Annotated in this window: 12 protein-coding genes; 4 read left to right on the top strand and 8 right to left on the bottom strand. The window is 69.5% G+C overall.

Translation table 11 applies throughout. The features are described 5' to 3' along the window. Positions 1-29 precede the first annotated feature (29 nt). On the top strand, positions 30-1,502 hold the full coding sequence (locus ACWELJ_RS12815; RefSeq protein ID WP_452366322.1) for a DUF222 domain-containing protein: 1,473 nt from the start codon (positions 30-32) through the stop codon (positions 1,500-1,502). A 361-nt stretch (positions 1,503-1,863) separates the two neighbouring features. On the opposite strand, the gene hflX is transcribed toward ACWELJ_RS12815, so the two are convergent. Together hflX and ACWELJ_RS12805 are read right to left on the bottom strand one after the other, a co-directional pair. Continuing rightward, positions 1,864-3,357, bottom strand: a complete 1,494-nt coding sequence (gene hflX / locus ACWELJ_RS12810) for a GTPase HflX (protein ID WP_452366321.1) — start codon at positions 3,355-3,357, stop codon at positions 1,864-1,866. An 81-nt stretch (positions 3,358-3,438) separates the two neighbouring features. Beyond that, positions 3,439-3,813, bottom strand: coding sequence for a MerR family transcriptional regulator (locus ACWELJ_RS12805; protein ID WP_452366320.1), 375 nt, complete (start codon positions 3,811-3,813; stop codon positions 3,439-3,441). Positions 3,814-3,873: 60 nt separating this feature from the next. On the opposite strand from ACWELJ_RS12805, the gene ACWELJ_RS12800 reads away from it, so the two are divergent. Beyond that, the gene (locus ACWELJ_RS12800) at positions 3,874-5,019 is read left to right on the top strand and encodes an alkene reductase (RefSeq protein ID WP_452366319.1); all 1,146 of its coding nucleotides are present in this window, start codon (positions 3,874-3,876) and stop codon (positions 5,017-5,019) included. Between the two features lie 63 nt (positions 5,020-5,082). Here the strand turns inward: ACWELJ_RS12800 and dapF are convergent, their stop codons facing one another. The 4 genes from dapF to ACWELJ_RS12780 are packed head-to-tail and all read right to left on the bottom strand — an operon-like array spanning position 5,083 to position 8,585. Further along, entirely contained in the window at positions 5,083-6,003 is a 921-nt protein-coding gene (gene dapF, locus ACWELJ_RS12795; RefSeq protein ID WP_452366318.1) for a diaminopimelate epimerase, read from the bottom strand. 23 nt (positions 6,004-6,026) lie between these two features. Then, on the bottom strand, positions 6,027-6,848 hold the full coding sequence (locus tag ACWELJ_RS12790) for a TrmH family RNA methyltransferase (RefSeq protein WP_452366317.1): 822 nt from the start codon (positions 6,846-6,848) through the stop codon (positions 6,027-6,029). Positions 6,849-6,891: 43 nt separating this feature from the next. Next, complete coding sequence (gene miaA / locus ACWELJ_RS12785; protein ID WP_452366316.1) at positions 6,892-7,794, bottom strand: tRNA (adenosine(37)-N6)-dimethylallyltransferase MiaA; 903 nt, start codon at positions 7,792-7,794, stop codon at positions 6,892-6,894. Then, positions 7,791-8,585: a hypothetical protein gene (locus ACWELJ_RS12780; RefSeq protein WP_452366315.1), complete on the bottom strand. Its 795-nt coding sequence runs from the start codon at positions 8,583-8,585 to the stop codon at positions 7,791-7,793. The genes miaA and ACWELJ_RS12780 overlap by 4 nt, the downstream gene beginning before the upstream one ends. Before the next feature lie 174 nt (positions 8,586-8,759). Here ACWELJ_RS12780 and ACWELJ_RS12775 point away from each other — a divergent pair, with 174 nt between their 5' ends. Next, positions 8,760-10,196: a DUF349 domain-containing protein gene (locus ACWELJ_RS12775; protein ID WP_452366314.1), complete on the top strand. Its 1,437-nt coding sequence runs from the start codon at positions 8,760-8,762 to the stop codon at positions 10,194-10,196. A 301-nt stretch (positions 10,197-10,497) separates the two neighbouring features. On the opposite strand, the gene ACWELJ_RS12770 is transcribed toward ACWELJ_RS12775, so the two are convergent. Continuing rightward, positions 10,498-11,079 (bottom strand): Rv2732c family membrane protein, encoded by a 582-nt coding sequence (locus ACWELJ_RS12770; RefSeq protein WP_452366343.1) that lies wholly within the window; start codon positions 11,077-11,079, stop codon positions 10,498-10,500. A gap of 294 nt (positions 11,080-11,373) precedes the next feature. Then, a complete protein-coding gene (gene miaB / locus ACWELJ_RS12765; protein WP_452366313.1) occupies positions 11,374-12,897 on the bottom strand; it encodes a tRNA (N6-isopentenyl adenosine(37)-C2)-methylthiotransferase MiaB in 1,524 nt (507 codons plus the stop codon). Positions 12,898-13,219: 322 nt separating this feature from the next. Between miaB and ACWELJ_RS12760 the strand changes: the two genes are divergently transcribed. Continuing rightward, a complete protein-coding gene (locus ACWELJ_RS12760; RefSeq protein ID WP_452366342.1) occupies positions 13,220-13,948 on the top strand; it encodes an amino acid ABC transporter ATP-binding protein in 729 nt (242 codons plus the stop codon). Positions 13,949-13,971: the final 23 nt, after the last annotated feature.

Below are 13,971 nucleotides of genomic sequence, written 5' to 3'. Positions count from 1 at the left end.
CGCCGGGGATTCCACGATAGAATAGAGGTATGAATTCGGCAGGTCAGACCCTCGCGAACGACATCACGGTGGCGGATGCCATCGATATGATGCGCGTCGCGACCGAGGTGCTGATCGCCGAATCCCTCGATCCGATCGCGGATGAAGACCTCGTGGATGTGCTGCGGAATTGGGAGAGCATGCGGCGCAGCACGGCCGCGTTCGAGCACAAGATGATTCGGGAAGTCGAGAATCGAGGGCTGCCGGAGAAGGCCGGGGTGAAGCGGACTTCGAAATACCTCGAGCAGACCTTGCGACTCGGGCATGCCGAAGCCTGTGCTCGGGTGCGGGCCGCGGAATTGCTGGGGATGCGGCGGGAAGCCGGGCGCATGGTCAAGCCGTGGCTGTCGTGGACGGCCGCTTTCCAGGAAATGGGGCTGGTGTCCGCTGATTCCGCGCGGCACATCGCGAAGATCATGGACAAGATTCCGGGGAAGGTGGACGCCGACACCCGGGACCGCGCCGAATTCCAGCTCGCGCACTTCGCCACCGAATCCACGCCCGATGATCTGCCCAAGATCGGGGACCGGATCCTCGGTTACCTCGACCCCGACGGGCGTCTCACCGATGAGGGCGACCGGCAGCGTCGGCGTGGGATCAGCTTCGGCAAGCAGGGCGTCGACGGCATGTCGGTGATCACCGCGCAGGTGACACCCGCGCTGCGCGCCGTGCTGGACCCGATCTTCGCCAGCCTGGCGCGGCCGGGCATGTGCAATGCCGATGATGCCGAAAGCCCCTGGACCACCGAAGGACTCGACGACGAAGCCCTCGCCGGGCTGGACCGGGCCGCACGCCGTGACAACCGGACCGCCGCTCAGCGCAACCATGACGCGCTGCTGGCGTTCCTGCGGCCCGAGATGGGGCCGACCACTCCCGGTCAGCACCGTGGGCTGCCCGTCTCCACGATCATCACCATGTCGCTCGCGGAGGTCGAGGCCGCCGCCGGGGTGTCGACTACCGCTTCGGGCGGGACCGTGCCGATGGAGGAAGCCTTGCGGCTGGCCGAGAAGTCGAAGCCGTTCCTCGCGATCTTCGACCACACCGGGCAGGCGCTGCACCTCGGGCGTACCAAGCGCCTCGCGAACTCCGCGCAGCGGATGGCGTTGATCGCCACCGAGCGCGGCTGCACCCGGCCGGGATGCAACGCACCCGCCACGTTGACCCAGGTACATCACGTGACCGAGTGGTCCAAGGGCGGAAAGACTGACATCGAAAACCTGACCCTGGCTTGCGATGCGTGCCATGCCCTGATTCATGACGGGCCCGGCGGCTGGAAAACCGTTGTCATGCCAAAGGATTCCGAACATGCGGGACGAACGGGGTGGATCGCTCCACGCCACATCGACCCCACCGGAGCACCCCGGGTCAATGATCGCCACCATGCGGGTGAGTTGATGGCCGCATCCCTGGCCCGGCTGCGCGATGGCACACGCCCACCGGTCAAATGGTGGTCACTCGACTAACGGGTGACCTCCCCGGATTATGCGAAGTCCGAGCCTCGCCAAAGGTGGGGCCCTTCGGGCTGCGTGCGTCACGGCCGCTCGTGTCGCAAAAGCGTGCGCAAAGCTACGAGGAGTGTGGTCGCCCCGCCTGCCCTACCGGACTTGGGCTGACGCCGGGTCGGGAGCCGTCACCCGCCGACCCCAGCCCACGGACTGCACGCATCACCTTCTACAGACAACCCAAAGATCTCGTCGTCCTTGCCCCGGGAAGATACGCGACCGAGCCGTGCGGGGGCTGGTAGGTGAGGGGGCCTCGCAAGCTCGGCCACCCTCTCTCCCTTCTCCAGGCGTCTTTTGTCTTTGCCTTTGGCCTGTTCTGGCCCTATGCGGCCGTGCCGCCCGCATGCGCGAACTCAGCAAGCTGACCAGCAAGGCTGTTGGGCACCCGAGCACGAACCCGGGTACCGGTTTCCTCATGCTCCGAGCTGATGATCCTGCCGTCAGCATGAATCCGAGCCAGCAGATCACCACGGGTGTAAGGCAGCAACACACTGACCTCGACATCCAGCCCACCGAGAATCTGCCCCAAACGGTCTCGAAGCTGATCCAGCCCCTCACCCGTGCGAGCCGATACGAAGGCCGCGTCAGGCAGCCAACCCCGCAACTGCGTCAACTCCAGCGGATCCAGCGCGTCGATCTTGTTGACCACCAAGAACTCCGGCGGAGCAGGCGAATCGGATTCCTTCAGCACATCGGTGATGACCTCGCGAACCGCCTTGATCTGCTGATCCGGCAACGGATCGGACCCATCCACCACATGCAGCAGCAGATCCGCCCCCGTCACCTCTTCCAGCGTGGACCGGAACGCCTCGACCAGCTGCGTAGGCAGGTGCCGAACGAATCCGACGGTGTCGGTGAACACAACCTCACGCCCGTCCTCCAACGCCGCCCGGCGCGTGGTCGGGTCGAGGGTCGCGAACAGCGCGTCCTGCACCAGGATTCCGGCATCGGTCAACGCGTTCATCAGCGAGGACTTGCCCGCGTTCGTGTAGCCGACGATCGCGACCTGCGGAATGCCGCTGGCCGAACGCTTGGCCCGCTTGGTGTCGCGCGCGGTCTTCATCTCGCGAATCTCGCGGCGCAGCTTGGCCATCCGCTCACGGATGCGGCGACGGTCGGTCTCGATCTTGGTCTCACCGGGACCACGCAGACCCACACCGCCATTGCTGCCCGCACGACCACCGGCCTGCCGGGACATGGACTCACCCCAACCGCGCAGCCGCGGCAGCATGTATTCCATCTGGGCCAGCGACACCTGCGCCTTACCCTCACGCGAGGTGGCGTGCTGGGCGAAGATGTCGAGAATCAGCGCGGTGCGGTCGATGACCTTCACCTTGACGACCTTCTCCAGCGCGGTCAGCTGCGCGGGGGTCAGTTCACCGTCACAGATGACGGTGTCGGCGCCGGTCTCGAGCACGATGCCACGCAGCTCGTCGGCCTTGCCGGAGCCGATGTAGGTCGACTTGTCGGGCCGGTCGCGGCGCTGGATGAGCGCGTCGAGCACCTCCGAACCCGCGGTCTCCGCGAGGGCGGCCAGCTCGGCCATGCTCGCGTCGGCCTGGGCGGCCGTGCCCTCGGTCCAGACACCGACCAGAACGACCCGCTCCAGTCGCAGCTGCCGGTACTCGACCTCGGTGACGTCCTCGAGCTCGGTGGACAGACCCGCGACGCGACGTAGCGCGGCGCGCTCCTCGAGCTGCTGCTCGCCGACCGTCGGCGCGGCCGACCAGCCATTACGGCCGGTCTCGGGCGCGTCGTTGATCTCCTCGTCGAGGTCCTCGGCGGGAGTGAACTCATACGTTTCTGGCTTACTCATACACCTCCATAGTCCCACGTCCCAACGACCGGCCGCACTCGGTTATTTCGGGGCGACCACCGCCCGCCCGCACGCCACCGCTCACGACCTGGCGACGAACCGCTCCCCTGCGCGCTCGATCACATCGTCGAGGACCTCGCGGGACCGCAGCAGGTCCGCGATGGTGCGGTCGATCCGGTCGCGTTCGGCGCGCAATTCGTCGACCAGCTCGGGTGTGGCGCGTTCGTTGGCGCCGCCGTCGGTGTCGCGCATGCACGGCAGGATCGCGAAGATCTTCTTGCTGTTGAGGCCGGCGGCGAACAATTCCTGGATGTGGATCACCCGGTCCACCGCCAGTTCCGGGTAGTCGCGCTGACCGCCGGGCGTGCGCGTGGCCACCAGCAGACCCTGCTCCTCGTAGTAGCGCAGCGACCGATCGCTCACGCCGGTACGTTTTGCCAGCTCACCGATTCGCATGCGGCACTCCGGAATCCGAGGCTTGCACCTCACATCGATGTCAGGTTTTACCTTACCGGCATGACGAACTCAGACCTCTTCGCCGCCGGCCACGTCGGCGCGCTCGAACTCCCCAACCGCCTGGTGATGGCCCCGATGACCCGCAATCGCGCGGCCGCCGACGGGACCCCGACCGAGCTCATGACCACCTACTACACCCAGCGGGCGGGCGCGGGACTGATCATCGCCGAAGCCGCCACCCCCAACCCGGTCGGACTGACCTACCCGAATATCCCGGCCATCTACACCGATTCGCACATCGCGGGCTGGCGGCGGGTCACCGACTCGGTGCGCGCCGCGGGCGGGCGGATGGTGCTGCAGCTCCAGCACGGTGGACGCGTCGGGCACCCGGACAACAGCGGCCTGACGCCGGTGGCCCCGTCCGCGATCGCGCTGCCCGACACCGTGCACACCCCGACCGGGCACCAGGACGCCGTCACCCCGCGCGAGCTCACGGTCGCCGAAATCCAGGACACCGTCGCCGATTTCGCCGCCGCCGCCCGCAAGGCGATCGCGGCCGGATTCGAGGGCGTCGAGGTGCACAGCGCCAACGGCTATCTGCTGCACCAGTTCCTGTCCGGCAACACCAATCACCGCACCGACGGCTACGGCGGGTCGATCGCGAACCGGATCCGGTTCACCGTCGAGGTGGTGGACGCGGTGATCGAGGCGGTCGGAGCCGACCGGGTCGGGGTGCGGATCGCACCCGGTGTGAACGTCAACGGCATCGCCGAGACCGACACCGAGGAGCTGTACCCGGCGCTCGTATCCGCTCTCGCGCGGCGGCGACCCGCCTACCTGCACGTGGTCTTCGCCGACCCGGAAAGCGCCCTCTTCCACCGCATCCGGAGCCTGTGGTCGACCACCCTGATCGCCAACCCGAACCTCGGCTGGGGCGTCCCGCTGCCCGCCGACGGCGGCGCGGCCGCAGCCGCGGCCCTGCTCGCCGCGGGCGCGGACCTCGTCTCCCTGGGCCGGTCCTTCCTGGCCAACCCGGACCTGGTGGAGCGCTTCCGGACCGGCGCGCCCCTCAACCCGGTCCGCGACGCCCACCTGATGTACGTCGGCGGCGCGGAGGGCTACCTCGACTACCCCACCCTCGACATCGGCCACCCGGCTTCCGAAACCGGCACCCAGCCCGTGGAGGTCACCGACGCGGCGGCGTGAGGCATCGGCTCAGGCGGCCACGACTACTCAGCGACTCAGGCAGTCCCGCCATCACTCGACAGCTCAGGCGTCCTGCCACCACTTCGCGGCGATGCGGCCCGTCGCCACCAGTTCCGATGGGCCGCGCAGCCAGGCCGACCCGTTCTCGATGCCGACCGTGACCACGCCGCCGGGGATACGGACCTTGACGTGTCCGGTGTCGGACGCGAGGTCGAAGCCGTCACGGGCCAGGGCGGCGGCCGCGGCGGCGACCGTTCCGGTTCCGCAGGATCGGGTTTCGCCGACACCGCGCTCGTACACGCGCATGGTCACACCTTTCTCCCCGTCGGAGCCGACGCTCAGCGCGGTGAGGATCTCGACGTTCACACCGTGCGGGAACAGGGTGTGGTCGAAGCCGGGGGCGTGCTCGAGGTCCAGCTCGGCGAGCCGGGCGGGGGTCAGTTCCGGATCCACGCAGGCCAGGTGCGGGTTGCCGACGTCGATGCCGAGGCCGGTGAATTCACGTCCGCTCAGCGTGGCCGTCGACGTGCCCAGGTTCTTCACCCTGCCCATGGCGACTGTGACTTCGCCGTGCACGGGGTCGGCGTGGTGCACGACCACCGGCCGGGCGCCCGCGCGGGATCCCACCACGAACTCGGCGCGCTGTTCCAGCCCGGTCGCGACGAGGTAGTGCGCGAACACCCGCACCCCGTTGCCGCACATCTCGGCGATCGACCCGTCCGCGTTGCGGTAATCCATGAACCAGTCGTCGACGCCGACGCCCTCGGGCAGGGCGGCCAGCACGCCGGTCTCGATCAGCGCCCCCGCGCGGGCCACCCGCAGCACGCCGTCCGCGCCGAGCCCGCGCTGCCGGTCGCACAGGGCGGCGATCCGGGATTCGGTGAGCTGCAGCCAGGCGTCCGGGTCCGGCAGCACCACGAAATCGTTCTGGGTGCCGTGGCCCTTGCTGAATTCGATATCGGCGGCGCTGCTCTCGCTCGTCATACCCATCACCGTAGCGATACCGTTCACCGCGCCGATCGGCGCTGCCTGGATATCTCGTAGAGCGCCACCGCCGCCGCGGACGGCGCGCCGAGGGTGCCGTCGGTCGGGATGCAGACCAGCTCATCGCACACCTGCCGCCAGCCGGGGGCCAGCGCTTCCCTCTCGTCGCCGAGGACCAGCACGGTGCCGCCGGCGAATTCGGCGTCGTCCAGGGCCAATCCGCCGCGATCGTCGCTGCCGACCAGCCGGGTCGGAATGCCGCGGGCGCGCTGCCGGTCCCGGAACGCCGCCACCTGGGCCGGGCCCGAGGTGCGCAACACCGGCACCGCGAACAGCGCGCCGTCGGAGGCGCGCACGCTCTGCGGGTCGTAATGGTCGGCGCCCGAACCGGTCACGATCACCCCGCCCGCCCCGAACGCCGCCGCCGACCGGATCAGCGCGCCCAGCCGGACCGCCGACGCGGGCCGGTCGATCACCACGACGGTCGCCGGATCCTCCGCCGCGCCCGGCGCGAAATCCTCCAGCTCCGGGCGCCGCGTCACCGCCACCGCCACCAGCTCCGGCACCGGCACACCAGGTTCGGCCAGCTCGGCCATCACTTCCGGCACCAGCCCGATGCTGGGCACCCCACTGGATTCGAGCACCTGCCGCGCCCACGGCGACGGTTCCGGATCGCCCAGCCGGTAGACCAAAGTCTCCAGCGGCCAAAGGCATTCGAGGGCGCGGCCGATCGGCCGGGCGCCCTGCACCAGGAATCGGGAGTCCCGGGTGCGGGCGGCGCGGCTGGTCAGATAGGCCTGCCACACCCCGACCTCGGCGGTGCGTGTGTTCGCGCGACGCGTCACTGTGGTTCCTGTTCGTCCCTCATCGGTGAGGAGTCTGAGGAGCTTAGGAGTCGAGCAGGGCCAGCGCGGTCTCCGCCAAGGCGGGATCCGCGCCGTCCACCCATCGCACCCGCTGATCTCGGCGGAACCACGACCGCTGTCTGCGGACATAACGCCGGGTGCCGATGAAGGTGCGCTCCTGAGCTTCGTTCAGGTCGTATTCGTTGTCCAGGAAATCGAGGACTTGGGCGTAACCGATGGCGCGGCGGGCGGTTTGGCCGTGCCGCAAGCCGTGCGCGAGCAAGCCCTCCACCTCCTCGAGCAGACCGGATTCGAACATCTTCGCGGTGCGTAGTTCGATGCGGGCATCCAATTCGGCGGTCTCGCGATCGACACCGATAATGGCCGTCCCCCAACGGGGTTCGCCGATCTGGGGCGCCGAGGCGGCGAACGGTTTGCCGGTCAGCTCCACCACCTCGAGCGCGCGCACCATGCGGCGGCCGTCGGTGGGCAGGATGGTTTGCGCGGCCACGGGATCGGCCCGCTTCAGCGCCTCGTGCACCGCGACGGTGCCGCGGTCGGCCAGCACCGTCTCCCATTTGGCGCGGATCTCCGGGTCGGTGGCCGGGAAGTCCCAATCGTCCAGCAGCGCTTGCACGTACATCATGGAGCCGCCCACGATGACCGGCGTGCGGCCGCGCGCCATGATCGCCTCCACGTCGGCGCGAGCCGCCACCTGGTAGGAGGCGACCGTGGCGGTTTCGGTGATGTCGAGCACGTCGAGCTGGTGGTGCGGGATGCCGCGGCGTTCGGCGACCGGGAGTTTCGCGGTGCCGATGTCCATGCCGCGGTAGAGCTGCATGGCGTCGATATTGACGATCTCGCCGTCCAGGCGTTCCGCCAGATCCAGGGCCAGGTCGGATTTGCCGGTGGCGGTGGGGCCGACGACCGCGACGGGGCGGGTCACGCGGTTGCCCCGGGGCCGGCGGAGCGCACCGGGCGCCACACGCTGACGTGGTAGGCGACGCCGAACGGGGCTGCGGCGTAGCGGGTTTCGACCTGCGGGTCGGCGGGGTCGGCGGCGAACAGCCCGGCCAGCGCCTGGTAGGCGGGTCGGCCCTCCACCGCGATCTCGGCGCACAGGCCGGTGTCGAGGTCGGCGAGGGCCCGGCGGTCGCCCGCGCCCAGGGCGCGATCGATACCGGCCTGCACGCCCTCGGCACGCTCGTCCAGATAGCGGGGGGCTTTCAACGACAGGGTGGCCGCGCCGTCGGCAACCACCAAGACACCGACCGGTTCGGATGCGGCGTCGAGTTCGGCCCGCAGCGTCCGCCCGAAGGCCGAACTCTCCTCCGCCGTGGCATCGGCCGAGATCAGACGGCATTCCGCGACGGCCTCGGGCGCGACCCGCTCGCGCAGCCAGCCCGCGATCAGCGCGGGCAGCGGCAACAGGACATCCGCCACACGCTCGGCAACCGGGCCTGACAAACCGACTCGCACGTCCACTCCGTATCCCCGGAATGTGCCCACCGCGTCAGCACCGATCACCCGGCCCGAACCGCCCGCGGCCGCATCCTCCCCCGGCTCCGCCACGCCGATCACGATCCAGCGCGACGCGAGGCCGGCCAGCTCCGCGCCCGCGGCCAACACCGCAGCTCGTAGCTCCGCGACAGCCCCCTCGACGGCCGCCCCGGCCGCGCCCTCCAGCTCGGGAACCAGCACGGGCGGCGAGGGGACCAGTGACGCAACACAGAACACGCCGTCAACCGTAGCGCTACCGCACCTCACCAGCCCCACCCCCACCGATCGCCGCGCCGCCGAAGCGGGCTCAAAGACAGCATTTCGCATCTCAGCCTGGTTGAATGGGATGAGCTAGACAGATGAGCTAGGGCGTAACCAGGCAGCCGTGACGCGCGGCAGGGACGAGGAGCTATGACCGACAACAACGGAACCGAGAAGGCTACCCACCCGGAGTCGACCCCGACGCCCCAGCCCGGCGCCGCCGTGCCTGCCCCGAGCGAGAGCGCCAAGCCATCACCGGCGGCCGCCGCCGCACCCCGTCCGGGGGGCCCGCGCCGCAAACCCGAAACTCCCAAACCGCACGCCATGCCCGGCCCGGCCGCCGCGCATCCGCACCCGGTCGTGGTGCCCAGCGTCAGCGACCCCAGCCAGTGGGGACGGGTCGACGACGACGGCACCGCCTGGGTCAAGTCCGCCGACGGCGAGCGCGTGATCGGATCCTGGCAGGCCGGTGACGCCGCCGAGGGCCTGGCCCACTTCGGCCGCCGCTACGACGACCTGGCCACCGAGGTGGCGCTGCTGGAGGCCCGCCTGGCCGCCGGCACCGACGCCCGCAAGACCAAGGCCGCCGCCACCGCGCTTGCCGAAACGTTGCCGACGGCCGCGGTGATCGGTGATCTGGACGGTTTGACCGCCCGGCTGCAGGCCATCATCGAACACTCCGACGAGGCGGCCGCGCACGCCAAGGAGGAGAAGGACCGCACCCGGCACGAGCAAACCGAGCGCAAAGAGGCCCTGGCCGCCGAGGCCGAGCAGATCGCCAACGAATCCACCCAGTGGAAGGTGGCCGGCGACCGGCTCCGGGAGATCCTCGACGAGTGGAAGACCATTCGCGGTGTGGACCGCAAGGTCGACGACGCGCTGTGGCGCCGCTTCTCCAAGGCCCGCGAGGCGTTCAACCGCCGCCGGGGCGCGCACTTCGCCGATCTGGATCGCGAACGCGCCGCCGCCAAGGGACGCAAGGAAGAGCTCTGCGTCCGCGCCGAGGAACTGTCCGGTTCGACCGACTGGTCCGGCACCGCCGCCGTCTTCCGCGACCTGCTCACCGAGTGGAAGGCCGCCGGCCGCGCTCCCCGCGAGGCCGACGAGCAGCTGTGGCGTCGCTTCAAGGCGGCCCAGGACGTGTTCTTCGCCGCCCGCAACTCCGCGGCCAGCGAACGCGACCACGAGTTCGAGCAGAACGCCTCCCTCAAGGAGGAGCTGCTGAAGGCCTACGAGCACATCAACCCCGACAACGGGCTCGATGCCGCCCGCAACGCCCTGCGCGAACTCCAGGAGAAGTGGGACGCCATCGGCAAGGTGCCCCGCGAGCGCATGCACGACCTGGAATCGCGGCTGCGCGCCATCGAGAAGAAGGTCCGCGAGGCCGCCGACGCCCAGTGGCGCCGCACCGACCCCGAGGCCATGGCCCGCGCCGCCCAGTTCCGCGAGCGCGTCGCCCAGTTCGAGGAGCAGGCCGCCAAGGCCCAGGCCGCGGGCAAGACCCGCGACGCGGAAAAGGCCCTGGAGCAGGCCAAACAGTGGCGTGAATGGGCCGAGGCCGCCGAGGGCGCGGTCAGCCAGCGCTGAGCAGCCGATCGCCTGGGTTGCCTTGCGGCCCAGGCGATCCCCCGCGGCCCGCGGGTGCTCCGCCACCGCGCCTGTGTCGAGATGATGCCTAGCACGATCAATGCCCCAAGCGTGCCCCGAGGATCCGTGAGGCAGCCGTCGACCGCACCCGCGCCGCGATCCTGGTCACCGCCCGCCGCCCGGCGGCGCTGCCCCGGGGAGAACGGTCGCTGATCACCCAGTCATGAAAAGAGCCCGCCGGCAACCTGATTCGGTTGCCGCCGGGCTCTTCGAAACTTTCCAGATAATCCGGTTTCGCAGCTCAGTCTTCGCCGAAGAGGCGGCGGCGCTGCTGGTCTTCGGCCTTGGCGGCGGCGAGGCGGCGCTGCTCCTCGGCGGCGAGCTGGAGCGAGGTGCGGGCCCAGACCACGCGGACCCAGTGGAAGGTCAGCACGATGATGGCGAGGGTGGCCAGGATGAGGCCGATCCCGGGGCCCGCGCCGTGGTAGTTGCCGAGGCCGGGGGTCTGGCGGTGCCAGATGGACAGGACGCCGAAGACGCTGCCGACAGCGGAACCCGCGACGGCGATCCAGGCCAGCAGCCAGCGGCGGGTGATGAGCGCGAGCACCGAGAAGCCGATGCCGAAGATCACCACGAACCAGACGAACACCCGCGACGGGAGGCCGATGTGGTCGCCCTGGGCGACCGTGTCGTAGAGCAGCACGTCGAAGCCGCGGGTCTTGCCCGCGTGCGGCAGCACCAGCGAGACCAGCAACACGAACACCGAACCGGCGACCACCATGGCCCGCATGCCCGGGTCGATCTCGCCGGCGATCTTGCGTTCCACGGCCTCGAGGTCCGCGCGGAACTGCTCGAAGTCCTGACTGTCCTCGGCCGCCTTCATGCTCTCCTCGTTCGCGTCGGGCGCCTGCTGCGACGCCGTATCCGATTGTGCTGCTTCGTCTTCCGGCTGCTCCGGCCGGTCACGAGGCTCGTCGGAGCCGGTGGGCTGCTGCTCGGTCATGCTGATCCTCGCTGACGCCGTAGCGCTCCCGCGCCGTGACTGGGTGCGGCGTGCGCGGGCGAAGTGCCGTCGGCGCACGTCCCCCGCGATCCTGCCCTATGACGCTGCGTAGTTGACAGCGACCCCCGTGATTTCCGGGTCATGCCGCCGAGGAGCCCGCGCCGGCGCCGGCGCCTACTCGCCGCAGGACGAGCCGCAGCCGGCCGCCGCCGGTTCCACGACGGGCGCGCCGATGCTCGGCAGGCCCAGGCCGACGCCGATCGGCGCGGTCTTGGGGGTGATGCCCTGCTCGTGGGCGTCGCCCGCGCGGGTGCGGCGGTGGCTCAGCACCTCGCCGTCGGCGATCAGGTAGTGCGGGGCCGCGCCGGTGACATCGATGGTGATGATGTCGCCGGGCCGGATCTCGCTGCCCGGGGCCGGGTTCACGGTGGGGCGGAAGTGGACCAGCCGCCCATCGCGGGCACGGCCCGACATGCGGGCGGTCTTGTCGTTCTTCTTGCCCGCGCCCTCGGCGACCAGCAGCTCGACGGTCGACCCGATCAGCGCCTGGTTGCCTTCCAGGGAGATCTGCTCCTGCAGCTCGATCAGCCGGTCGTAGCGTTCCTGCACGACCTCCTTGGGCAGCTGGTCGGGCATGGTCGCGGCCGGGGTGCCCGGGCGGATCGAGTACTGGAAGGTGAACGCGCTGGTGAACCGCGCCTGCCGCACCACGTCCAGGGTGGCCTGGAAGTCCTCCTCGGTCTCGCCGGGGAAGCCGACGATGATGTCGGTGGTGATGGCGGCGTGCGGCATGGCGGCACGCACCTTCTCGATGATGCCGAGGAATTTGGCGCTGCGGTAGGAGCGGCGCATGGCCTTGAGCACGCGGTCCGAGCCGGACTGCAGCGGCATGTGCAGCTGCGGGCAGACATTCGGGGTCTCGGCCATGGCCTCGATCACGTCGTCGGTGAACTCGGCCGGATGCGGGGAGGTGAAGCGGACCCGCTCCAGGCCGTCGATGGTGCCGGTCGCGCGCAGTAGCTTCGCGAAAGCGCCACGGTCGCGCGGTTCTTCGGGGTCGGCGAAGGAGACGCCGTAGGAGTTCACGTTCTGACCCAGCAGCGTCACCTCGAGCACACCCTGCTCGACCAGCGCCTGCACTTCGGCGAGCACGTCGCCGGGCCGTCGGTCGACCTCCTTGCCGCGCAGCGCGGGAACGATGCAGAACGTGCAGGTGTTGTTGCAGCCCACCGAGATCGACACCCAGCCCGCGTACGCGGACTCGCGCTTGGCGGGCAGCGTGGACGGGAACGCCTCGAGCGATTCGATGATCTCGACCTGGGCCTGCTCGTTGTGGCGGGCCCGCTCCAGCAGCACCGGCAGCGAGCCGATGTTGTGGGTGCCAAACACCACATCCACCCAGGGCGCCTTCTTGACCACGGTGTCGCGGTCCTTCTGCGCCAGGCAGCCGCCGACCGCGATCTGCATGCCCTCGCGTTCGGCCTTGATCGGCGCGAGGTGGCCGAGGGTGCCGTAGAGCTTGTTGTCGGCGTTCTCGCGCACCGCGCAGGTATTGAAGACGACCAGGTCAGCGGTATCGCCGGCCACGGCCTTGACGTAGCCGGCGTCCTCGAGCAGACCCGAGAGCCGCTCGGAGTCGTGCACGTTCATCTGGCAGCCGTAGGTGCGGACCTCGTAGGTCCGGGCCGGGGAATTCACCCAACCAGGGTAATAGCTGCTCGGCGCAGGCCCTAAACCCCGTCCGCGCCTCGCGCGAAACCGGTCCCTGCCCCGCACGAAACCGGTCCGTGCCGCACACACCGCGACTCCGCGGCGGCGCGGTGAATGGTCGGCGAATTGTCGCCGAATCAGCATCCGAGCGGCCGGAGTGGTCTCGGCAGCGTCAATCGCTGGTTACGCGCGGGTGTCGAGTACCGGCACAGCCCGGGCCGGACCGGCAAAGACGAGCATTTCGGGCGCAAGGTGGTTAGGGTCACTGGTCATGACCGACGTGGCCGATTCCATCAGCACTCCCGCGCCGATGATCTCGATGCGGAATGTGGACAAGCACTTCGGCGCGCTGCACGTCTTGCGTGACATCAATCTCGAAGTGCCCAAGGGGCAGGTCGTGATCGTGGTGGGACCCTCGGGCTCCGGCAAGTCGACGTTGTGCCGAACCATCAACCGGCTCGAGACCATCGATTCCGGTGAGATCTCCGTCGACGGGGTGAAACTGCCCGAGGAAGGCAAGGCCCTCGCCAAGCTGCGCGCCGACGTGGGCATGGTCTTCCAGCAGTTCAACCTGTTCGCGCACAAGACAATTCTGGACAATGTGATGCTGGCGCCGGTGAAGGTGCGCCGCACCGACAAGGCCAAGGCGCGGGCCCGGGCACTGGAGCTGCTCGATCGGGTCGGCATCGCCAATCAGGCCGACAAGTATCCGGCGCAGCTCTCCGGCGGGCAGCAGCAGCGGGTGGCCATCGCCCGCGCGCTGGCCATGAGCCCGAAGGTGATGCTGTTCGACGAGCCCACCTCCGCCCTCGACCCGGAAATGGTGTCCGAGGTGCTCGAGGTCATGGTCGGGCTGGCCCGCGACGGCATGACCATGCTGGTCGTCACGCACGAGATGGGCTTCGCGCGCCGCGCCGGCAATCGGGTGCTGTTCATGGCCGACGGGCAGATCGTCGAGGACACCGAACCCGAATCCTTCTTCACCGCACCGAAATCGGATCGCGCCAAGGACTTCCTCGGCAAGATCCTCTCCCACTGACTCCACAAGAGAACAGGACGTTC

It is taken from the genome of Nocardia sp. NPDC004582, from assembly GCF_053602115.1.
Note: the sequence above shows the minus strand (reverse complement) of the source record. Positions and strands in the feature narration are given on the sequence as shown.